General features: G+C 37.7%; 17 protein-coding genes, 1 tRNA gene and 1 pseudogene. 8 read left to right on the top strand and 11 right to left on the bottom strand.

All coding sequences use genetic code 11. The features are described from left to right. Positions 1 to 14 precede the first annotated feature (14 nt). The 3 genes from CLIN57ABFB40_RS12385 to CLIN57ABFB40_RS12395 all read right to left on the bottom strand — a co-directional run bounded on the left by CLIN57ABFB40_RS12385 (position 15) and on the right by CLIN57ABFB40_RS12395 (position 7783). Complete coding sequence (locus CLIN57ABFB40_RS12385) at positions 15 to 1445, bottom strand: alpha-L-fucosidase (protein ID WP_175630409.1); 1431 nt, start codon at positions 1443 to 1445, stop codon at positions 15 to 17. Positions 1446 to 1487: 42 nt separating this feature from the next. Continuing rightward, positions 1488 to 3452 (bottom strand): M60 family metallopeptidase, encoded by a 1965-nt coding sequence (locus CLIN57ABFB40_RS12390; RefSeq protein WP_175630410.1) that lies wholly within the window; start codon positions 3450 to 3452, stop codon positions 1488 to 1490. 278 nt (positions 3453 to 3730) lie between these two features. Continuing rightward, positions 3731 to 7783 (bottom strand): two-component regulator propeller domain-containing protein, encoded by a 4053-nt coding sequence (locus CLIN57ABFB40_RS12395; protein ID WP_175630411.1) that lies wholly within the window; start codon positions 7781 to 7783, stop codon positions 3731 to 3733. Between the two features lie 422 nt (positions 7784 to 8205). Here CLIN57ABFB40_RS12395 and CLIN57ABFB40_RS12400 point away from each other — a divergent pair, with 422 nt between their 5' ends. Both CLIN57ABFB40_RS12400 and CLIN57ABFB40_RS20520 read left to right on the top strand, forming a co-directional pair. After that, complete coding sequence (locus tag CLIN57ABFB40_RS12400) at positions 8206 to 8979, top strand: class I SAM-dependent methyltransferase (protein ID WP_175630412.1); 774 nt, start codon at positions 8206 to 8208, stop codon at positions 8977 to 8979. 116 nt (positions 8980 to 9095) lie between these two features. Further along, positions 9096 to 9197: pseudogene (locus CLIN57ABFB40_RS20520) on the top strand (AraC family transcriptional regulator); the annotation flags it as partial. 7 nt (positions 9198 to 9204) lie between these two features. Here CLIN57ABFB40_RS20520 and CLIN57ABFB40_RS12405 read toward each other — a convergent pair. Continuing rightward, the gene (locus tag CLIN57ABFB40_RS12405; protein ID WP_175630413.1) at positions 9205 to 9903 is read right to left on the bottom strand and encodes an SIR2 family NAD-dependent protein deacylase; all 699 of its coding nucleotides are present in this window, start codon (positions 9901 to 9903) and stop codon (positions 9205 to 9207) included. Positions 9904 to 10137: 234 nt separating this feature from the next. On the opposite strand from CLIN57ABFB40_RS12405, the gene CLIN57ABFB40_RS12410 reads away from it, so the two are divergent. The 5 genes from CLIN57ABFB40_RS12410 to CLIN57ABFB40_RS12430 all read left to right on the top strand — a co-directional run bounded on the left by CLIN57ABFB40_RS12410 (position 10138) and on the right by CLIN57ABFB40_RS12430 (position 12729). Next, positions 10138 to 10722: an FKBP-type peptidyl-prolyl cis-trans isomerase gene (locus CLIN57ABFB40_RS12410; protein ID WP_121767186.1), complete on the top strand. Its 585-nt coding sequence runs from the start codon at positions 10138 to 10140 to the stop codon at positions 10720 to 10722. A 20-nt stretch (positions 10723 to 10742) separates the two neighbouring features. Continuing rightward, a complete protein-coding gene (locus CLIN57ABFB40_RS12415) occupies positions 10743 to 11621 on the top strand; it encodes an FKBP-type peptidyl-prolyl cis-trans isomerase (protein WP_175630414.1) in 879 nt (292 codons plus the stop codon). A 160-nt stretch (positions 11622 to 11781) separates the two neighbouring features. Continuing rightward, entirely contained in the window at positions 11782 to 12246 is a 465-nt protein-coding gene (locus CLIN57ABFB40_RS12420) for an Lrp/AsnC family transcriptional regulator (protein WP_004302580.1), read from the top strand. A 6-nt stretch (positions 12247 to 12252) separates the two neighbouring features. Continuing rightward, on the top strand, positions 12253 to 12564 hold the full coding sequence (locus CLIN57ABFB40_RS12425) for a DUF4491 family protein (protein WP_004296605.1): 312 nt from the start codon (positions 12253 to 12255) through the stop codon (positions 12562 to 12564). A gap of 91 nt (positions 12565 to 12655) precedes the next feature. Next, positions 12656 to 12729: transfer RNA gene (locus CLIN57ABFB40_RS12430), tRNA-Ile, on the top strand. Positions 12730 to 13084: 355 nt separating this feature from the next. On the opposite strand, the gene CLIN57ABFB40_RS12435 is transcribed toward CLIN57ABFB40_RS12430, so the two are convergent. From CLIN57ABFB40_RS12435 to CLIN57ABFB40_RS12450, 4 genes are read right to left on the bottom strand one after another with little or no spacing between them, the layout of a single operon-like run. Continuing rightward, the gene (locus CLIN57ABFB40_RS12435) at positions 13085 to 13501 is read right to left on the bottom strand and encodes a hypothetical protein (protein WP_117573738.1); all 417 of its coding nucleotides are present in this window, start codon (positions 13499 to 13501) and stop codon (positions 13085 to 13087) included. 3 nt (positions 13502 to 13504) lie between these two features. Then, positions 13505 to 14473 carry a BT4734/BF3469 family protein gene (locus CLIN57ABFB40_RS12440; protein WP_175630415.1) on the bottom strand — a complete coding sequence of 323 codons (969 nt, stop codon included), beginning with the start codon at positions 14471 to 14473 and terminating at the stop codon, positions 13505 to 13507. A gap of 13 nt (positions 14474 to 14486) precedes the next feature. Beyond that, complete coding sequence (locus CLIN57ABFB40_RS12445) at positions 14487 to 16094, bottom strand: phage/plasmid primase, P4 family (protein ID WP_117979842.1); 1608 nt, start codon at positions 16092 to 16094, stop codon at positions 14487 to 14489. Positions 16095 to 16106: 12 nt separating this feature from the next. Beyond that, positions 16107 to 16475 carry a helix-turn-helix domain-containing protein gene (locus CLIN57ABFB40_RS12450; RefSeq protein WP_115502222.1) on the bottom strand — a complete coding sequence of 123 codons (369 nt, stop codon included), beginning with the start codon at positions 16473 to 16475 and terminating at the stop codon, positions 16107 to 16109. A gap of 218 nt (positions 16476 to 16693) precedes the next feature. Between CLIN57ABFB40_RS12450 and CLIN57ABFB40_RS12455 the strand changes: the two genes are divergently transcribed. Then, positions 16694 to 17371, top strand: a complete 678-nt coding sequence (locus CLIN57ABFB40_RS12455; protein WP_175630416.1) for a hypothetical protein — start codon at positions 16694 to 16696, stop codon at positions 17369 to 17371. A gap of 439 nt (positions 17372 to 17810) precedes the next feature. On the opposite strand, the gene CLIN57ABFB40_RS12460 is transcribed toward CLIN57ABFB40_RS12455, so the two are convergent. The 3 genes from CLIN57ABFB40_RS12460 to CLIN57ABFB40_RS12470 all read right to left on the bottom strand — a co-directional run bounded on the left by CLIN57ABFB40_RS12460 (position 17811) and on the right by CLIN57ABFB40_RS12470 (position 21381). Then, positions 17811 to 19070, bottom strand: a complete 1260-nt coding sequence (locus CLIN57ABFB40_RS12460) for a hypothetical protein (protein WP_175630417.1) — start codon at positions 19068 to 19070, stop codon at positions 17811 to 17813. A 355-nt stretch (positions 19071 to 19425) separates the two neighbouring features. Then, positions 19426 to 19932: a hypothetical protein gene (locus tag CLIN57ABFB40_RS12465; RefSeq protein WP_175630418.1), complete on the bottom strand. Its 507-nt coding sequence runs from the start codon at positions 19930 to 19932 to the stop codon at positions 19426 to 19428. 225 nt (positions 19933 to 20157) lie between these two features. Continuing rightward, positions 20158 to 21381 carry a site-specific integrase gene (locus CLIN57ABFB40_RS12470; RefSeq protein WP_149882669.1) on the bottom strand — a complete coding sequence of 408 codons (1224 nt, stop codon included), beginning with the start codon at positions 21379 to 21381 and terminating at the stop codon, positions 20158 to 20160. Positions 21382 to 21946 lie beyond the last annotated feature (565 nt).

Raw genomic sequence — 21946 nt, forward strand, 5'->3', positions numbered from 1 at the left:
TAACCCTCTTTGATTTATGTTAAAGCATCCCGGTAAACACCTTTTGTTCCTTTAGCAGCACGGACTTTAAGCTGGATGACATAAGGTTCACCCGGATTCTTCTTGGGGACGGATACATTATATTCGTTACGCGCTGTTTCTACTACTTTTACGTCCTCACCGGAAGCAAGTAAAGTTGCCTTTTCAACCGAAATCCCTTTTGGAGTCTTTACAATCAAGCGTTCGCTATAAGGTTGGTTGAATACTATCATATACACTTCGCCGTTTTTACCACGCGTGTAATAGCCCCAATCCTGTTTGTCGAATCCAGCATAATCACAAGCATAGACAGATTTCCCGTAACGATTCATCCATTTGCCGATAGCAGTAACTAATGCTTTTTCTTCCGGGCGGAAATCCCCATCTGCCTGAGGGCCGAAGTTTACAACCATGTTGCCGCCCATAGAGACAGCATGAACAATGCGGTCAATCACCTCAATCGGAGTTTTTACATAACTCAACGACCAGTCTTTGTGGTAGCCCCATTGGTTTTCGGGAATAGTCATGCAGGCTTCCCAATCCCATTTTGTCACTTTAAGGTCTTTCACCGGGTCGGGCAGGCGACGTTCGTAGCCGGATTCATAGTCTCCCATCAAGCGCCCGTTGCTGTCGAAATGACGTTTCCCTTTGTCATCGGCACGAAGACGGCTGTTGATAGTGACTCCAGGAAGCATCTCTTTCAACATCCGCTCAGCATGGGCAGTCCACCAACCGTTCTTTTTGATACTCGCATCCCATGTACCGTCAAACCAGAAATCTTTTACTGTAGGGTAGCGGGTAGCCAGTTCTTTCAACTGATTGTCTGTAAACTCAAGAAAGCGACTGAAAGCAATGCTGTCCTCTTCAGATTTGATACTGTAACGATAGTCAGGGTGGCTCCAGTCCATCACGGAGAAATAAAAGTGCACGTCAATGCCTTCGTCATTGTAGGCTTTTACCATTTCTCCCAATACGTCTTTCTTATAAGGAGTATTAGCTACCGTATATTTAGTATATTTGCTCGGCCATAAGCAGAAACCTTCGTGATGTTTCGTCGTAATCTTCACGTACTTCACTCCCATATCTTTCGCCATCTTAGCCCATTTCTTCGCATCGAACTTAGTGGGATTCCACTGGTCCATCAGTTGCAACCATTCAGACGAAGGTACTTTTGCCCAGCTTTTGAGCCATTCGGCTGCGCCGCCATATACTTTGCCGTTCCATTCACCACCAGGTATGGCATACAGTCCCCAATGGATAAAAGCCCCCAAACGGTTATCGCGAAATTTCTGCATGGCAGGATCTTGTCGTTTACCTTCATTTGTAGCGCCATACTTTAAAGGAATTTCTTCTTTAGCCCCCTGAGCGAAGGTTACAGAACTAATAGTAGCTAATAGTAAAAGTAGTGTTATTAATTTGTTTCTCATGTAACTAATTGTTTTATAATGAATAAAGTCAGAAGTATGTAGTTATTTAAAATCTTCCCAAGTTTCATCGGTAATTTCATGTACATTGGGAGCTGGCGTTTTATAACCGGCAGAATTAATTTCTTCTTTCAATGCATCTACTTGATTTTTAGTAATAATGAAAATCTTACTTCCATAATCATCCAATGTAGTATTCACTACTGTCAGGAATCCCCATTTCTCAAAGAAATCAAGCATATTATAACCGGATATGCGACATACCTGACGCACAAAGTCCAATTGATCCAAACCTGCATTTTTGCCCTCGTTACTCGGACTCGGGTTATTCCGGTAATATTCGTATAAGTCATGATAGAAGTCTTCTTGCTCCAAAGCATCTACAAAATAGAGTTTCAGTTGCCACAAAGGCACTAACTGAGTTTCACGAATTATATCCTTAATATTAGGAAGGCAGTGCGCCCGCCCACCTTCGATAATATATTTTGTGCTTACCTCATAGAGATTCATTTTTGTTTTATCAAATTCACCTGCATCAAATAACTTACCACCGTCTTCTGTATTCGGATTACCCACACTTGCGTCACCTTTGCCTTGCAATTTGCATGTTTCTCCAAATAAAGTCTGAACATATAAGGCCGTCAAGTTGTTAGTTACCTCAGTCATGCCTGCCCATTTTAATCCCGGACGCGTCTGATTGACGTGCCCTACTTCATGAGCCGTTCCCCAAAGACGTTTTGAGAACATGTCCGGATTACAGAAGATCTCCGCATAAGATGTCCCTGCGCTATACACTGTACGATAATCTGTTGCATTCGGACTTTTTGCTGTGTAATCTAGGCAAAAATGCATTCGGTTATTAAACATCTTGTTATATTTCACAAGTCCTAAAAACTCTTGTTCCAAATACACTAGCCTGTCACAATTTTCTATAGTTCTAAGAATCTCCGTTATATGTCCTTGATTACTCTGTACATTGTTTCCCTTGAATTGTTCCACATTCCAAGTGATATGTGAATAATCACCCAAAACATCAATGTCCTGATAAGGAGCATTCATCAAAACCTCTACCCACTTTTCTTGTGTCTTATGTTTCCGAATATCAAAATAACCATTCACTTTTCCGAAAACAAAGTGTGCTGATACAGTTTTGGCAGCTGCCGTTTTTTTCGCGTCCTCAGTCTCTAATAACAGAGGTATATTTTCTTCTACATTATTCAATAAATAAATCAGACCTCCAATAGGAGCGACTACCCTATTCAAACCTTCTTTCAATGCGATGGTCTGACTATTATTGTAACCTCCGTTCAGGTCTTGTATGATAATAGAGATTTGCGCTCCTTCATACATATTACTTAAATAGATATAGAGTACCTCTCCCTTCTCTGCGTAAATACCAGTAGGATTATCACGCAAACTGTATTTTCCGGTTTTATTCTTGGCAGCCATGATAGAAGGATGCTGGTAAGGGCGATAATCAGCTACACGATATTCAGTAGCATATCTGCCGGCTTTCAATTCACGCGCCAATTCACGCATTTTTTCATGAGGAATCTGTTCTATTTCTGCATCAGTAATACCCACTTTTAGTTCTGAGCAGGATTCATCCGTGAAATATTCACTAAAATCACTCTTCTGATTCACATACACTACACTTTTGTGATTTTCATCATAAGCTAATGTAATAGCTGCCGAACGGGCAAAAGCGGATGGGGAAACAGATACAGCCAACGTGTTATTTTCTAATTTCACATCACACCACTGTCTGTTTTCTTCAGAAAGGATACATGCAACATGCGCTGTATTAACAGTTTCATTCCAACTCAACGGAATCTTTTTAGAACCTCCTGCTACATTAAACTCAATAGTGGCAGGTAAATCAGAAATCCAATCATTCGGAATCTCATTTGTTGTGCTATCGTCACTGCACCCTACGTTCAGAAATAAACATAAGAAAGATAGTAATAAACACCAAACGGCAATTGGTGCTCTTTTTTTTGTGCTCTTCATACTTTTGTTCAATTAATTTTTTGATTTTACGTACTAAAACTAAATTAAAGTGCTGTAAAAGTACGGGAGTTGAACAAAACCTATAAATACAAATATTACAAAAAGCAAGCGTATGAATCCATATGGAAAAAATGAGCATATTTTATGGAAGATTTGGGCACATTTTTATCTCTTCTCCCTAATTGCACACAGTTTATATTCCCACACAGTTTCAACATATGCCAGTGACACATGCATGTATTTAGTGCAAAACCGTGTGAAAAGACTTAAATCAGCAATCAGTTATTCTCCCCCTTTTTACTCCGTACTGCTTGTGGAGCAACCCCAAAATATGATTTGAAACATTTACTGAAATAACGAGGCGAAGAAAAACCTAATCGGATAGAGATCTCTGAAATATTAAGCTCCGAATGATTCTTTAACATCAGCATAGCTTCATCCAGCTTTACTTTTAAAATAAATTCATTCGGAGTCAATCCTGTTATCTGTTTGAACTGTATATATAATTTACTGCGCCCCATACAAAGTTCAGAAGCAAGCGCCGTAACATCAAATTCCTGGTTCTCAAAATTCTCTTTTATAATACTGATACATTTTGTCAATAGCTCCTTATCACGTTCATTAATAATCTCAGGCACAGGAGATTCTGTCACAGTTTTACCTGTATAATGAGCTATCAGACGCTTCTTGTTCTTTATGAGATTATTGCAACGGGCTAATAATACCTTTATGTTAAACGGCTTCGTAACATAATCGTCGGCACCGAACATTAAGCCTTCCACAACATATTCTACAGAAGTTTGGGCAGTCAACAGAACTACAGAAATATGAGAAAGTTCCACATTTGTTTTAATCTTATAGCATAATTCTTTCCCGGACATTTCGGGCATCATTACATCACTTATTACCAAATCCGGTTGTATTTGTCTCACCATTTCCAACCCTTCACGCCCATTACGCGCTGTATAGACCTTATATATTGGCAAAAACAAATCTTCCAACATAGATAACAATTCTTCATTGTCATCTACCAAAAGGATAACAGGCTTATCTTCGTCCCCTGCAACCTCTTGTGCAACCGCTTTTTCCTCATCATCCTCTACTTCCACTATTTGCTCAAAAGGAAACACAGGAGCCGCTTCTGTAATAATCACCGATTCCCGCCCTTCCGTTACAGCCATTTCCTCCTCACTAAAATGGCGGTTTCCTAAAGGAAGGGATAAAGTGAACTTAGTACCTTTCCCTACAGTACTTTCCACGTCAATCTTCCCATGATGCATATTCATTATTCCTTTAGCCAACGCCAATCCTATCCCCGTTCCCAACGTGAAAGAAGAGGATGAGCTATTTGTCTGATAGAATCTTTCAAAAATCTTCGAAATATGCTCTGCCGGAATGCCGGTTCCTGTGTCACACACCGATACTACCGCTTGAGAAGATATTTTTCTGACCTCTACTGTTATACTTCCTTTATTAGGTGTATACTTAAAAGCATTTGACAATAAATTAAATATTACTTTCTGCAATTGTTTTGAGTCAAACCAGACAGAAATCGTCTCTTCAACGCTATCAAAACGATAAGTAATTTCTTTTTTCTGTGCATATTCATAGAAGCACATATAAATCTGCCGGGTAAAAGCAACCAGATTCTGCTCTTCAACTTTAAGCTTCAGATAGCCCTGTTCCTGTTTTCGAAAATCGAGTAACTCTGATATCAAATTCCGCATATGCCAGGCATTCTTATAAATGCGAAGAATGCGGTTATAAATGGTTGTACCCAAATCCATCTGCATCAAGACTTCAATCTGGCCAAGAATAAGCGTTAATGGAGTACGGAACTCATGAGAAATATTCGTGAAGAAACGCAATTTTATCTGATTCAATTCTTCTATTCGCTCTTTTTCTTTCCTTTCAAACTCTAAAGAGGACTTTAACGCAGCCTGCCGGGTTTTGAAACGGATAAATGCAATCATCAGCCCAAGGAAACAAAGAAAATAAAAGAGGTATGCCCAAACCGTTGCATAGAAGGGAGCAGAAACATGTATATTTAAACAAACCTCCTCATTCAAGTTCTCCTTACCGGCTAATGGACGAGCTTTAAGCGTGTAGTGCCCGGGGGATAAATTAGTATAAGTTATAGTTGTGCCGGACGTTTGAGTCCAAACTTTATCAAAACCCTCCAAACGATATTCAAACAGACGGTTACGGTCATTATTATAACTAAAGGTAGCAAATTCAACGGTTATGTTATTCTGCCGATAGTTTAAATAAATATCCGATGTCTTGGCTAATATATCAGTCAGGATACCAGACTGGTCATTAGGACAAATCTCTTTATTGACAATAAACAATTTATCAAAATTCAAGAGATTCTTGGAAGATGAAGCATACAAGGATTGTTTCTGAAATAAGGCCAGCCCATTAGTACCACTAATAAACAGTGTTCCACGTTTATCCAGATACAGGGCAGAGCCCTGGCTATAAGTCTGGTTAAATAAATGGTAAGTATTCTCAATCTCTCCTTTTTCCCGATTAAAAACAGAAATCCCCTTACCATGAAGAATAAACAAACAATGATCTTCAACAGACTCGCAAATATAATAGCAATAATCACTTGGAAGACATTGATTTGAAGTACTATAAGCCTTAAATGATTGCTCCTTCTCCAGAAATTCGAATACCCCCGAACCTATCGTACAGAAATAAATACTCCCTTTGCTATCTTCAAAGATATGAACGACTTTAAATCTTCCTATTGCAGAAGGATCATTGGTATCCGTTTCATACCGGGTTACTTTTGATAAAGACAAATCGACACAAATGACTCCACCATTGGCCGAAGCCAGCCACATACGTTCTCTGCTGTCAATCAGAAAGGTTTCAAAAGCATACTCCTTATTTATCAGCTTCTGAATATCTGTATCATTCGAAAGAGGTGAAAACTTTTCAGTCACCGGATCCATATAAACAGGTCCTCCCTGTGTCAACAGAGCAAGGCCATTCTTATACTCTTGAACGTCATTCACAATCTCATGCGGCAACGATGCAGAATCTCCTTTTACATGATGAAGGGTATGTCCTTTATTCGAATTTAAATCCAAAACGAATAGTCCCCCGAAGTGGGCACCAACATATAATCGTTCATTGCCCTTTCGGTAAAATATTGACTTTAGGTTATTGCTCCCCACACTTCCCGTATCGCCTGCCGTATGTTGGTAACGAGTAAAAATACCAGTTTCCGTATTATAACAGTTCAAACCACCACCTTCTGTGCAAATCCACAGATTTCCTCTACTATCTTCGGTCATTTTTCCAACAACAGGAAAACTCAGACAGTCTTCCTGTAAAGGCTCGGCATAGTAAAAATGATTACTATCTTCACTAGGATTAAAAACATTGACACCTCCATAATAAGTTCCTATCCAGATGTTTCCTTGCATATCTTTATGGAGAGATAAAACCGAATGATGACTCAATGTGTTTGAAGAATCACCATAACGCGTATAATGATTCCATTTATCGGTTACAGGGTCATAGCAATCAAGACCACGAAACGTACCTACCCAAATTCGTTTAAAGTCGTCTTCCAGCACGCATCGAATCTGGTTGTCCGATAATTCACCTTTGTCCGAAGAATTTGCATAATCTGTCACGACTTCTCTATTGGCAGAGATTCTATACAATCCATTCCAAGTACCCACCCAAATATTACCGGCGCTATCTCCCGAAATGCATTGGCTCCCCCTATTGAATGAAGTCAATATCTTTTGCTGACTCGGGTTCTTACGTGAAATAGCAACTACATGATTGGTAGCAACCCATATCAAATCATCATCAACATAGAGCATCCCGCCCGTTCCTACCCCTTCGTGCAATTGGGTGACAAAAGTCAATTCAGAACTTTCCGCCGTATAATAATAGATTCCGGACTTACAACTTACCCATAGCGTATCTCCTTCGCAGAAAATATCTCTCACATCATTCCGGCGTAAACAAGTGAATCTCTCTTTATAAAGTTCAAACTTTATCAGGTCATTTCCCGAACGTATATATATTCTTCCGTTCTTATCTCCACAAAGTTTGTTGATTTCATTATTTGTCAAACCTTCATCTTTCTGTGAAGGACGGAATATTTTCACATCCTCACCATTATATCTGTTCAGCCCCTCCGATGTGCCCAACCATACCGCTCCTAGTTCATCCTGGTAAATGGAAAAAATACAGACCTGAGATAATCCGTCAGAAACTCCAAGATGTTTAAAGTAATGGTTCTTAGCATCCACCATTATAATACCTAAAATACCCAAGAGAAAGATAATGCTTCTTTTCATGTATTATATTATTAGATTATCGACTACAAAAATACAAATAATCCTTAATTATTATTTCAATACATGGTCTTTTTATATCATTATTTCCACTAATCCTCTAAATATACATTTGACGAATCTTGCTAAATTACAGTTTTACAGTATTTTTCTTCAAAGAATTTATTGAGGTTTGTCTCCAAAAACATATCTTTGTCACAAACTAAAAAGAAAAATTGGATGTTTAACTCATTTTCATATCGTAAGGATTCCGTTCTGTAAATAATCTGTAAGCCTTCCTCTCATTACAGATTATCCCTTATGTTTTCTGGCATATTCATGCCGGAGTTATCTTTTATATCTAAATTTTTAAACAATTTGTATGGTCAAATACTCATCATCATTGTATGCCTTCATTTGCCATATACCTAAAAAAATAAAAAACAATGAGTAACGAATTAAAGTCAATCCACGATTTCGATTTCACAATGATATGTAATTACTTCAAGTTATTAGAACGTCAAGGACCCGGAAGCCCCGAAGTCACACAAAAAGCCGTTAGTTTCATCAACGAGCTGTCCGACGAAACCAGGATAGCCGATATTGGCTGTGGCACAGGCGGACAGACAATGGCACTGGCCAACTATACAAAAGGGCAGATTACAGGTATCGACCTTTTTCCCGATTTTATCGAGATATTCAACAGGAATGCAGCTGAATTGCATTGCGAAGACAGAGTAAAAGGCATTGTCGGTTCAATGGACAATCTGCAGTTTCAAGATGAAGAGCTCGATTTAATCTGGTCGGAAGGCGCTATCTATAATATAGGATTCGAACGTGGCATGAATGAATGGAACAGATTTCTGAAAAAAGGTGGATTCATCGCTGTAACGGAAGCATCTTGGTTTACTCCGGAACGTCCCGCTGAGATAGAAGACTTCTGGATGGCTAATTATCCGGAAATCGATACGATTCCCAATAAAATAGCACAAATGGAGAAAGCCGGATATACGCTGACAGCTCATTTCATTTTACCGGAAAACTGCTGGATAGAGCATTTCTATGCCCCCCAGTTCCCCGCCCAGGAAGCTTTCCTGAAGGAATATCCGGGAAATGCCGCGGCCGCAGACCTCATTGCCGGGCAACGGTACGAAGAGAGCCTATATTATAAGTATAAAGAATACTATGGCTACGTATTTTATATAGGACAAAAAAGATAATTACCATCTGCCGGAGAAGTTAGCAAGATAAGATAACTCTCCGGCACTTATGATCCTTTACTTTGCAAAAAGATATGGAAACGTAAGAACTAAATAGACAAGAATACCAATTACGGATTAACAAAGTCACAGAGTATATCCATAATAATATAGACCAGCCGACCTCCTTACAGAAAATGGCCGGTATCGCATGCTTTTCACCCTTCCACTTCCATCGTGAAAGGCTCAGACACCCAACAACAGTTTCAACTCAGCCACCCCTTCAGAAGCTCCTTTCTGAATCACATGTATCGGACGGGAAGTATGTGTATCTACCGGTTTCGGATCAATCAGGTACACCTCTGCTCCTCTCGGTACATAATGAAGCAATCCCGCAGCAGGATACACGTTGAGCGAAGTGCCGATAATTACGAAAATATCCGCTTTCTCCACGTATTGAATGGCTGTCTCTATTTCGGGCACTGCCTCACCAAACCATACAATAAAAGGCCGCAGTTGCGTCCCGTCTCCTGCCTTGTCTCCAAGTTTCACTTCGTACTCTTCAGGCTTCAATTCCTTTATATAATGGGGATTATAAGGGTCACGGCTGGAACATACTTTTGTCAATTCTCCATGCAGGTGAATAATATGACCGCTCCCGGCTCTTTCGTGCAAGTTATCAATATTCTGTGTTACCACCGTCACTTTGAAATCCTTTTCCAGTTCCGCCAACAATTCATGCCCGCGATTCGGCACGACATCCAATAACTGTTTCCGGCGTTCATTATAAAAGTTTATCACCAATGCAGGGTCCCGCTGATATCCTTCCGGAGTAGCGACCTGCTCCACCGGATACCGATCCCACAGACCACCTGCATCCCTGAACGTACTGATTCCACTCTCGGCACTCATGCCTGCGCCCGTCAAAATTACCAGATTCTTCATATTTGTTTCTCCTTCTGTTCGTTTTAAGATATACAAATGTAATCAGAATCATCGGAACAAAAGAATAAATTCTCCAAAGAAAAGGAGCTAACTTTCACGGATATAAGAATTTTTAAATACCAAATGCTAAATCATTCAAATAAAACACGTACTTTTGCGATTCATAAATTTGCAATTGATTGAAAGCTAAAACTATGAAGGTGACGCATTTCAATCGCCAACAAAAAACATTATATGGATAAATTCAGTTACGCTATTGGCCTGGGAATCGGTCAAAACTTATCAAGCATGGGGATTGAAAATCTCTCAGTAGAAGACTTTGCACAGGCTATCAAGGATGTATTGGAAGGCAACCAGACGGCTATCAGCCATCAGGAAGCCCGCGAAATAGTAAACAAGTATTTCGAAGAATTGGAAGCCAAGATGGGCGCTGTCGCTATCGAACAGGGAAAAGCTTTCCTCGAAGAAAACAAGAAAAGAGCAGGCATAATAACTTTGCCCAGCGGATTACAATACGAAGTTATCAACGAAGGTACAGGTAAAAAACCTCAGGCTACCGACCAAGTAAGATGCCATTACGAAGGTACGCTGATTGATGGCACACTATTCGACAGTTCTATCCAACGTGGTGAACCTGCCGTATTCGGTGTTAACCAGGTAATCCCAGGATGGGTGGAAGCACTGCAACTGATGTCGGAAGGTGCAAAATGGAAATTGTACATTCCGTCAGAACTGGGTTATGGTGCAAGAGGTGCCGGAGAAATGATTCCTCCTCACAGCACACTTGTGTTTGAAGTAGAATTACTCGAAGTATTATAAATAAAAAATTTCAAAGCAAAATGAAAAAAGTTAGTATTTTTATGACAATCGCCGCTGCTGCAAGCCTTGCTTCTTGTACAGCTCAGTCTCCTAAAGCAAATCTGAAATCAGATCTTGACTCACTGTCTTATTCTATCGGTATGGCTCAGACTCAAGGTCTGAAAGGCTATCTGACAGGTCGTCTGGATGTGGATACTGCATACATGGCAGATTTCATCAAAGGTTTGAACGAAGGTGCAAACAAGACTAGCAAAAAAGACATCGCTTATATGGCAGGTCTGCAAATCGGTCAGCAAATCAGCAACCAGATGATGAAAGGTATCAACCAGGAATTGTTCGCAGGTGACTCTACCAAGACTATCAGCAAAGACAATTTCATGGCCGGTTTCATCGCAGGTACTTTGGAAAAAGGCGGCATGATGACCATGGAAGAAGCTCAGACTTATACCCGTACAGCTATGGAAACTATCAAAGCAAAAGCTTTGGAAGAAAAATATGCTGACTATAAGGCTGAAAACGAAAAGTTCCTTGCTGAAAACAAAACTAAAGAAGGTGTAAAAACAACTCCGAGTGGTCTGCAATACAAAGTAATCACTGAAGGTAAGGGTGAAATTCCTGCTGACACTTGCAAAGTGAAAGTAAACTATAAAGGTACTTTGATTGACGGAACTGAATTTGACAGTTCTTACAAACGTAACGAACCGACTACTTTCCGCGCTAACCAAGTAATCAAAGGTTGGACAGAAGCTCTGACTATGATGCCCGTAGGTTCTAAATGGGAACTTTACATCCCTCAAGACCTTGCTTATGGCGCAAGAGAATCAGGCGGCCAAATCAAACCGTTCTCTACTTTGATTTTCGAAGTTGAATTGGTAAGCATCGAAAAAGATAAGAAATAAGAAAGTTCCTTTCTAAATAGAAAAAGGAAAGAGGTGCAAAGCGTTTGCACCTCTTTTTTTTGCTTTTTCCTATTTTTTTTCTCGGAAAAGAAGAATAATTAAAATAAATCTCTATATTTGCTTACTATTTGATAACAACTGGAAATTATAATTTATTATTATGGAAAGAATAGACAACCTCGACAGGCAGATCCTAGAGATTATCTCCCAGAATGCCCGCATCCCTTTTAAAGACGTAGCAGCCGAATGTGGAGTATCACGTGCAGCTATTCACCAGCGTGTGCAAAGACTGATTGACCTAGGTGTCATTGTAGGCTCAGGTTACCATGTTAATCCGAAATCTTTGGGTTACAGAACGTGTACATATGTCGGTATCAAGCTGGAAAAAGGCTCTATGTACAAATCTGTTGTAGCAGAACTTCAGAAGATTCCCGAAATCGTAGAATGTCATTTCACTACAGGTCCGTACACCATGCTGACCAAGCTATACGCATGTGACAACGAGCACCTGATGGATTTGCTGAACAACAAAATGCAAGAGATACCGGGTGTAGTAGCTACCGAGACATTGATTTCTCTGGAGCAGAGCATCAAGAAAGAAATTCCTATCCGCGTAGAAAAGTAAAATACGATGGAATTTCTAAATGAATATCACCTTGCAGGGTTATTCATCGGAATTTGCACCTTTTTGATTATCGGCCTTTTTCACCCAGTCGTGGTAAAGGCCGAATATTATTGGGGCACAAAATGCTGGTGGATATTTTTAGTACTTGGCATAGCCGGTGTAATAGCTTCATTAAGTATTGATAATGTGATACTGTCTTCTTTGTTGGGCGTCTTTGCTTTCTCTTCCTTTTGGACAATCAAAGAAGTTTTCGAACAGGAAGAACGAGTACAAAAAGGCTGGTTTCCCAAGAATCCGAAGCGGAAATATAAGTTCTGAAAATAAAGAATGGCAGTTTTTTATCGAAAGAATTTGCATAATTCGACAGAAAATACTACTTTTGTCACCGCATCCAGTAAATGGATACATCGGACTTGTAGCTCAGTTGGTTAGAGCAACAGACTCATAATCTGGAGGTCCCTGGTTCAAGCCCAGGCTGGTCCACAAAGCATAAAACAAAGAAAATCAAGCCGTTACAAGCAACCTTGTAATGGCTTTTTTCTTGCACACTGAAACTCCTTGCACACAATTTGCACACAACCTTTGGAAAGTGGTGATAATCAATGATAAACGTGACACACCGGTAAATGATATTCTTTTTCTTTGGGTTTCTTCCTTTTGCATAGGTTATCCTTGGTTTCGGTATAGGATGAGGCTCTTTGCACACAAATTGCACACGTTTTGAGAAGAAAAAAGGGATAAGCTACACACCGGTAATTATCCCTTTTCTTCGCAATAAAATCAAATAATAAGTAATAGTGTAGATAATATACGACTATTCATTTCCAACAAAGTACAATCAAATATTATCAATGTCATTTGATTTTAGTTCCTTTTCACAAGAGCGTGGTGACTCTTTCAAATAAAGACGTGTTTCCTTGTTTGTACAACCATGTCGAACAAGACCAGGATACTGTCGTTCCAAACAACGCGCATACTCTCTTCTGCTTTTAGGACTCTTGTAAGGATTCCAACGCTTCAGATAATTTGAGTACAAATCACTGACTCTTACAAACTTTACTTCTGATGTGCAGTCACCCTCATCGTCTGAAGAGGGCTTAATATCCGTATCTACACAAGGGACTGTCATTAACTCATCACAATTCTTACTCTCAACAGATTTTTTTGAGTCGGCTCTGTTGTTACCAATTTCATTTTTTCCCATTATTTTAAAAATATAAAAGTTATTGAAGATAAAAGGGTATCTTCTTCCCATTATTTAAAATCCATATTTTGCAGCTATTTCAAATAAGCGGTCACTATTATATCGATACCGTCCAATTATCATAGCGGAATATTCCCTATCAGTTTCATCATAATCATAATTGGGATAAAAACTACTGACCTTATGAAATAAAGCCCTACCTTCCTCACCAAACATATTCTTAATGATATTGCCAATGGCAATCCAATCATCGTAATAATAAGTAATATCCACTTGATTTCTGGTTATTTCATTCAATAGCCGCTCAACCTTTTGTTTCTTTGTTAAAGGAGTGGCACTTTCCAAAACAAAATTATTTGGACGAAGAAAGGTTTCTATCGCATTGGGGATAAGAAGCGTTCGGGGTTTAGGTGGTTTCGTTTTATATTTCTGTTTTGGCTTATAAATATATTCCACTGCATTTGATTTTGTTTTTGGCTTAGACGTATAAACTTCCGCATGTTTATTGACATACGGTTGCGTATCATGCGAAAGGAAGCGTAAACGGCATATATCGCCACAACTTTTATCTATAATGATACCCATTTCTTCAAAATCGTTTTTTATGGCTTCAAAGACATTCTTATGATTAGTAGGGTCCGCATAAGGAATGATACAGAACAAGCCATTTCCGCTTGCAGACAATCCACAATACATAATATAAGGTAGTTCACCCAACTTAATCTTAAGGTCTTCTATGTTTGATATTGACGGGTTATCTTTTCCGTCAATATCAATACAAATCAAGTTCGTATACTCGTAAATTTTTTCAGTTCGTCGTTCAGAACAAACACAACTGACAGTTATTGCAGGAAGAAGTTCTTTCAATTCTCGCCGTTTCATCAAATCAGATTCATTTCGAAGTTCTTTGATTAAAACAGTACGATAGTCCTCTAAGAACAACCAGTCCCATAAGTTCACTACTCCGCTTGCATAACGATTTTGCGCACTTTCAAACATTGATACTTTTATGATATTTTCCATATTTCTTACTTTTTTACAGGCCATCAGGCAATGAATTTTCTACAAATTGTTTAGCAATATTATTACTTTTCACAAAAATATAATTATTCCCACCACCACCTTTCTCAATCTCAAATTTCAAACTCTTTATGCGAGTTGAAAATTCTTTTCGTCTCACAGGTATCAACTTCTTTATACAACAATACGCATTATATTCTTCTCTAAAATCTTTTAATAAGACTCTATCATTATCTGATACAGAAGGCACGTATTTTTTTGCCTCTATGAATTGTGCCACACTATCAGATTCAAATCTCATTTCCTCAAGAAGTTCTTTTGCCTTTGGCGATTCTGTAAATTGTTGTTGCTTCAACAACCTTCCCAATCCCTCAAGCACCCAATTGAAAATACCGCTTAATTCTTTGGATATTATTTTCTTGGCGAGATGTTTATCTTGTTTTTCATCCGGAATAATCACTTCAAAGTTCAAGATTATAAATCTTCGCAAGTAGGCATGGGTAAATTCAATATTATTAGGAAATTTGTTAGTGTTAAACATAAACTTTCCATAATTCCGAATAATAAACGGATGTCCATAAGGAGAACGCGCATCAATAGGCTCATTGCTGATTAGCTTCTTGAACAAGTCAGGATTGATATTCTTTCCTCCGAGTTCTGACGAATAGTTAAGCAGATAATTACCTAATTGTGCCCTAAAATATCCATTTTCATTACATAAATTACTTATCGTATAGGAACAAGTGTTGTGTTCTCCAAGCAGTGCTTGCACTATTTCAAATATGACGGATTTACCGTTGCTTCCTTCACCTTTCAAAATCAAACACTTTTCTAATTTCAAGTTTTGAGTAAAAATATATCCCAAATATTCTGCAAGAATCATTTGTGATTCTTTTTCAGGTAAAACCTCATTCAAGAAAGCCTTAAAATCATCACAAGTCGCTTTAGAATTGTATTCAAAAGGCAATTGATATTTAAAAAAGTCCCGCTTGTCAAAGTCTCTCAACTCTTGTTTGTCCTTTGAAATGACAAATGTCCCATTCTTTAGATTAATTTTCACCTCATCTTTTTTCTCATTCAAGTCCGGTACAAGAGTGCAAAGAGCGACAAACTGATTATACAATCTCTCAAGATTCCTACTCAGTCTAATATCATAATAATTGAAGTCTGCCTTATTTGCCGCTACGGCAAGAAATTCCTTCAAAAGTGGACGGGTTATGTTTTTCCAGTAACAGCCCGTATAAATATATGGCTGAATACTGTCCGGCTCAATGCCGAGCCCCAATTTAAACTCATCCGCGTTCTTCATTAATTCTTCTATCAATATAATATATTTGACTTCATCATCCGGCTCTAACCCCTTTAATTCTCTTGTTTCATTTTCTGACAATCCCCCGTTGTTTTCTTTCCTACGTAGTTCTGCAAGTTTTTCAAGTTTTTTATCATCATCAAGATGATAAATAACCGGATAGTCTATTTTTGAAGATATATCTATTATTTTCTTCAATGTTTCCTCTTGTTGTACTTGCTGCAAAATATCTCTTACATATCGTTTCAAGCCTTTTGCTGTTTTATACGGATGATTTATCATTGGAATATTATTATTGTTGCTATTACTATTCATATTATTTATCTCCTATCTTTGTTGAGCCGATTTTATAATTAATTGTATTGATTGAGTTGAAAGATTTTGGCTCGTTTTGCCTTCCTCCTCAATTTGGTTGTTTAACCATTTATCCAATTCTTCAGCAAAGAAATACAGATTACGTCCTGACCTGTGACAAGGTATATTATCTGTTGCTGATAATTTATAGAGTTTCGATGAACTTAATTTATATCCTTGTTTTTGAATATATTTTAAGGCTTGCTCCTTATTCAGCCACTTTGGTATTTCTTCCCTTTTTTCTATTCTGTTTATCAGAATGTTTTTTATCTCTGATATTTCCTGAATCAGATAATCTATCCGTTCCGGCAACGTGTCATAACTTGTTTTTTGATGTTCCATACCTTTTGTTTTTTGTTTCTGGGGCAAAGTTCGCCAACTTTTGAAAGGGCATAAAAAGGCACGTTCAGGCACATTTAGGCACGATTGTATCAGATTAATTATTAGTTTGTTACATATATTACCGAAAAGAAATTATTGATTTTGGCACGTTCAGGCATGAAATATATTTGATTAGTTGGTTACGTTTTGTATTTTTGTCATAAACATCATGTAGTAATATGGCAAAGAAAAGAATACCGATAGACAAAGAGAGGTTTGAAACTTTAAAAAACGAGTTAGTAAGAGTTTCTAATATAGATTTGAGTTCAGATAATGCATACTCTGACCTATGCGATTATATAAAGAAACAGAGCAATACTAATTTTCCTCTCCCACAATATGAAGACGGAAGCGTTATCCAGCAATCTGAAACTATCAGCGTTGATACATTACGTCGTTATTGGGGAGATAAAGATGCAGACAAGGAAAGAAAGCCGGATGTTGGAAAATTATCTTTCATGGCTCGTGCTTTAGGATATAAGGATTGGGAAACATTCTGCCACGAATACAAACAGACCAATACGGACTTTGACATAGAGAAAGGATTCAATGGAATGGACTATTTCAAGTTTTCATCATTGCTTGAAGGTGAAATCGTCTGTATCGGCTGGTATCCTCAAAAATATTGCAGATTGAAGTTTTTAGGAGAGTACTCTTTTGAGGTCGTTGAATCCTATAGAATGAAAAGTGAGGTTGGACGCAAATTTGAAACTTCCGGTTTTCGTCTCGCCCAAATATCAGACAAGGCTATTTTTCCAGAAGTCTTAATAGAGCCATTATATGAATATCAAGAAGATTTATGGAATGCCATAGAAAACTTTGATATAAAGAATTGCCCTACAGAAATCCTTTTATAAGAAAAGATAAAAGTGAATAAAGTGAGTAAAGTGAACTATATTTTTATAATAGAGCATATTCTTATTTTATAGACCATATAACGATATAAAACTTTATACTTTTTATAAAATATAGTTCACTTTACTCACTTTATTCACTATGTAATATTTTTCTACTTTTATTTATTCTTTCATATTCGAGATATGCTCGTGCTTCTTTATACCGAGTATTAGAGGCAAGAGAAAAGCTCGATACAGGAGACGAAAACAGCCTTATTTGGGATATGGGTATATAGTAAGCTCAGATTGTATGGAGCTAAATAAGAAACGTAAATATTGCTTGATTTAGAGAAACATAGCACATATAGAACTCTCGTTTTTCCGATAGTTCAGATTTTAAGGCATAAAAAAATCCTCTTGCTGCATAAACACAACAAGAGGATATTCTTTTGAGTTGATATTAGTTCAACGAAATAAGATTGATGATTCTGTTCCCGTTTTCTGCAACATTATCGATAATAACTTCATCTGTTTCTGTGATAGTTCCTACGACATTTACACCGTCCGAATATCTAAAACCTGTAAATGCGATATTCGGACTTTCCGAACTCGCCGAAAGACTTTGTATTTCATAGTCCAAGATTTGAAACTGAGATTCTTGATAATCTTTCATTGCTACTTTTGAGAAAGTTGTATTGCTATGGTTGTACCATGCTTTATTTGTGCGAATACCTCCAATATTAATTTGCTTATCAAGTTTTGTACATTTTTCTCCGTCAAACTCATAATGTTCATTCAGCACCATTGTTTTGCGTACATGATTAGGTACAAATCGCCAATACCCATTGAATTGTTCATCAGGTATGGTACATATTGTTTTTTCTTCTAAATCATTATTACCGATAGTTTCATACTTGATAATCTCTTTGTCACGAACTGAATATAAATCACCGTTGAAAACAAATGTATAAATATCTGAAATCGGATAAATTCTACCACCGGGGCACTTCACACGACAATTCTGTTGTTGCTCAAATCCTTGCCAATACACAATGAAACCATCACCTGTTACCGAAAAATTATCAAAACGTATATCATCTGGCAACAAACCCTCAATAGTCATTGTTTCAGGCGACAACTTTAATACCTGCTCACCTTTCAGATAGCCTTTGTAATAGATATTACCTTGTTTGTCAGTGAAGATATTATCGTTCTTACCAGGTGTTGATAGGTTTTCTGGAAAACGATATAATTTCTCAGTTTCTTTATTCAAAAGCATTGCGTATTCTGTTGCTGCGCCATGCGGCTCACTTGGGATAGCTATGTGTGTTGGGTCGTCACTATGTGAGTTATACCATTCTTGCATTATCCTATTTGTATCATACCAATCAGGAAACATCAATAATACATTGTCTGATAATTTGTTGATTTCATAGATATTCAAAACATTTGTTTTGCCGTCAGAACCTGTGATTATTAATTTGGATTCATTGCCATTTTGGTCAATTTTCCACACTCCACCAAAAGTTCCAGACTCCCCAGAACGAGTATTAGTACCTTCTTTCGTATAAATCATCTTTGCATCGCGAACATTTACAGAGGAAAGATGCTTGTAAATTTCATTACGGTCAAATTCCTGATAGTTCCCACTTTTTTCGCAACTTGACAGCATTGTTCCAAACAGGAACAAACTTAAAACGAAACAATAATTTTTCTTCATAATTACCAGTATTTATTCCATTCTCCCCGCCCACACAGAAGAAGTTTATAAAATGCGAAAGCGTGAGGGCTGCTAACTTATTTTACGGAATAGGCTCTGGTAAAACCCTTGAACTAAAACAAGCAACAGTCTCCCCACGCCATATATGGATATGACGCGAGAGATGCTAACTTATTCCCGTTCGTTAATAGTTTACCAGACTTTATTCCGGAGAATCAGTTAAACACTTTCGTGTACCTTAAATTTCTAATATGTCCGCCATGTTGCCATGACGATGCAAAATTAGAAAAAATAAGGCACATCACAAAGTTACATCTCATAAAGAGACTGTTGCAGGTTACAAAATTAGATATTCTTATTCATTCAGCATTTCATCAATGGCGAATTCGTGAAGTTCATGTTCCAGCTCCATTCCTTTAAGCCGTTCTTCTTTCTTCTGAAAATAATCATCGCCCAAACCTTTTTCTTCGAGTGCCTTGTCGAATTTATCAAGTATTTCATCTGAAACACATTCTTCATCGTCATTATCGATTGACTCGTCCAATACAGCAAGCATATCCTCCATTGTGTATTTCTGTTCTTGTGAAGAAGTATCTTCCGTTAATGAAAACTCTGTATCATCCTCACAATCAATATCCGGCCCTAACATATCTATAAGCTCATCGATTGTATAATCTTTGTCTTTAAAAGAATCTTTCGTATTTTCTTCTTTGACAATCGGCTCTTGAACACCGGTTTCCTGTATGCTTTCTTTTTGAGCAGACATTTTAGTCTTTGGTGCTTTCTTTGAAGATTTCTTTTTAGTCTCTACAACTTCGGCAGTCACCGGTTGTTCTTCTTCTACTTTTTTCTTTCGTGCCATAACTTTATTTATTTTTAAATTTAGTAATACTCCGAATACATGAATCATCGGACATTACATATATCCTCTTTTTTGTCGGAATATAAAAGAAAAAGGTATTTTAACTATATTCTTAACCTGAATTAAGCTCTCGCACCGGTAATTTTGCATAAAGAAAGCCCGATTCCCTAATGAATAGAATTACCGGGCAGGAAAGTAAGAAGAGCCCCATATAGGCTATATAGGCTACAAAAACGAGGTCAAAAGGTTAGTGTTCTTAGCACGCTCCTCTTTCTCGAAACTCGCCAGATATGCTTCCGTAGTCCTCAGGTCGGTATGTCCTAAGGATTCACTTATATAAGAGATATTGGCTCCGCTTCGTTTCAATACGGTAGCGTATGAATGTCTTGCGGTGTATGTGGTGATATTGCCGATACCCAATTCTTCACCTATCAACTTCATACGTTTGTTGATTCGCTTGACAACATCGCGTACAATCGCTTTACGCTCTATAGCCGTTTCATGCCCTTTCATATAAGGAAATATGTAATTATCGGGTAACGGTTTGTTTCCCCACTTGTCAATTATTGTCTGTAATTGGGAAGAAACAACCGCACGTATCTCTTTCCTATTCTTTGTCGTGCGCTCTGTTTTCTGTCTCACAAAACATATTTCACCGTCCACAATATCCGAGAACTTCAATTTCAGCATGTCTGTCGGATTGATACCGTTGCACAAGTAAATGAATATCCAGAGGTCTTTATATCTGTTAGTGGTTTCATTTTCACTCTTATAATCGAAAATGGCCTTCAACTGTTTCTTTGTCAATCCTTTCTTTCTTCCGATACCGGTCTTTATCTCGAACAGACCTTTTCCGAATGGGTATTGCGATTCTTTGATAACGCCGGCTCTCTTGGCTTCATTCATCAAAGTACGAATATTTCTCATGTGCATACCGATTGTAGAAATACTTCTCGTTTTCGACCAAAGTCTTTCGCATTTTTGTAACCATTCAACCGTAACGGCACTAAATGGAATATCTTTGCCGCCGACTTCCTCAACCATTACCAATGTAGTTTGATAGAACTGCATTGTCCCGATTCTTTCTTCGTTTTTCAGTTCCTCAATCTTAGCTCGTATGGCACTGTTCAGAGTATCACCGGTAGCTTTTCCCAAACGTAAATTGAGCGTATTGAAAGAGAATGTTCCTTTCTCTGCCAAAGCTTCAACATTCATACGGACTAAAGAAAAACTACTTTCAATGGCTTGTCTGATTTTCTTGCTTTCAGAAGATTTACTATCCGGCAGTTTGTTCCATTCTTCTTTTGTCATGCAGATACCAATAGAATAATACTTGGGCTTTCTTTGATAATAAACCTTGATTTTAATAGGATATTTGCCTTCTTTGTTGGCAGTACGTGCATCAAGTACCGTAGAGACTACGATACCGTCTTTTGAAAAATTATACATGGTTTTAGTGATTACCCGCAAGCGGAATTGCTTACGATAGTCTATATATCCTCATTTGAATGGAAATATAAACGTTTTGAAGCCTTTTAAATATTGGTTTTGAGTAGTTTAGACGTTAGTTTCAAACGGTTTAAAACAATAATAGCAAAACATAGTATATATATTAGTCTGTAAATAAGAATTATACGCTTCGCTCATTTCAAGAACATTATTGAGAAGTATCACTAAAAGTCGGCAAAATACAGCTATCGATAAATAGATAATAAAAGTTAAACATTCAAAGCCATTGAATCCGATTCTTCTATTTTAAAGAGTTCGCATTGATTTTCAAATTATGTTTGAAGATTCCGAGCACAAAATAAACATAGAAAATAGAATAAAACTGCATACAAATTGAAGTATATAATAATGTAGATACAATCCCGTTTTTAACTAACTGATTAAACTTTTGCTCACTTTTATTGTTAAAATATTATATAACAGACTATTTATTTCCGATTATCTGCTTGTTAATCCAAAAATTAGTCTTATTTTTGCACTCAATATGACCTCCCACGCTTCCCAT

This window comes from Bacteroides acidifaciens (genome assembly GCF_903181435.1).
Classification (GTDB): domain Bacteria; phylum Bacteroidota; class Bacteroidia; order Bacteroidales; family Bacteroidaceae; genus Bacteroides.

What these genes read in the sequence shown, in the direction of transcription:
- CLIN57ABFB40_RS12385 (WP_175630409.1), bottom strand. Translation starts at nt 1,445, where the DNA reads ATGAGAAACAAATTAATAACACTACTTTTACTATTAGCTACTATTAGT.
- CLIN57ABFB40_RS12390 (WP_175630410.1), bottom strand. Translation starts at nt 3,452, where the DNA reads ATGAAGAGCACAAAAAAAAGAGCACCAATTGCCGTTTGGTGTTTATTA.
- CLIN57ABFB40_RS12395 (WP_175630411.1), bottom strand. Translation starts at nt 7,783, where the DNA reads ATGAAAAGAAGCATTATCTTTCTCTTGGGTATTTTAGGTATTATAATG.
- CLIN57ABFB40_RS12400 (WP_175630412.1), top strand. Translation starts at nt 8,206, where the DNA reads ATGAGTAACGAATTAAAGTCAATCCACGATTTCGATTTCACAATGATA.
- CLIN57ABFB40_RS12405 (WP_175630413.1), bottom strand. Translation starts at nt 9,903, where the DNA reads ATGAAGAATCTGGTAATTTTGACGGGCGCAGGCATGAGTGCCGAGAGT.
- CLIN57ABFB40_RS12410 (WP_121767186.1), top strand. Translation starts at nt 10,138, where the DNA reads ATGGATAAATTCAGTTACGCTATTGGCCTGGGAATCGGTCAAAACTTA.
- CLIN57ABFB40_RS12415 (WP_175630414.1), top strand. Translation starts at nt 10,743, where the DNA reads ATGAAAAAAGTTAGTATTTTTATGACAATCGCCGCTGCTGCAAGCCTT.
- CLIN57ABFB40_RS12420 (WP_004302580.1), top strand. Translation starts at nt 11,782, where the DNA reads ATGGAAAGAATAGACAACCTCGACAGGCAGATCCTAGAGATTATCTCC.
- CLIN57ABFB40_RS12425 (WP_004296605.1), top strand. Translation starts at nt 12,253, where the DNA reads ATGGAATTTCTAAATGAATATCACCTTGCAGGGTTATTCATCGGAATT.
- CLIN57ABFB40_RS12435 (WP_117573738.1), bottom strand. Translation starts at nt 13,501, where the DNA reads ATGGGAAGAAGATACCCTTTTATCTTCAATAACTTTTATATTTTTAAA.
- CLIN57ABFB40_RS12440 (WP_175630415.1), bottom strand. Translation starts at nt 14,473, where the DNA reads ATGGAAAATATCATAAAAGTATCAATGTTTGAAAGTGCGCAAAATCGT.
- CLIN57ABFB40_RS12445 (WP_117979842.1), bottom strand. Translation starts at nt 16,094, where the DNA reads ATGAATAGTAATAGCAACAATAATAATATTCCAATGATAAATCATCCG.
- CLIN57ABFB40_RS12450 (WP_115502222.1), bottom strand. Translation starts at nt 16,475, where the DNA reads ATGGAACATCAAAAAACAAGTTATGACACGTTGCCGGAACGGATAGAT.
- CLIN57ABFB40_RS12455 (WP_175630416.1), top strand. Translation starts at nt 16,694, where the DNA reads ATGGCAAAGAAAAGAATACCGATAGACAAAGAGAGGTTTGAAACTTTA.
- CLIN57ABFB40_RS12460 (WP_175630417.1), bottom strand. Translation starts at nt 19,070, where the DNA reads ATGAAGAAAAATTATTGTTTCGTTTTAAGTTTGTTCCTGTTTGGAACA.
- CLIN57ABFB40_RS12465 (WP_175630418.1), bottom strand. Translation starts at nt 19,932, where the DNA reads ATGGCACGAAAGAAAAAAGTAGAAGAAGAACAACCGGTGACTGCCGAA.
- CLIN57ABFB40_RS12470 (WP_149882669.1), bottom strand. Translation starts at nt 21,381, where the DNA reads ATGTATAATTTTTCAAAAGACGGTATCGTAGTCTCTACGGTACTTGAT.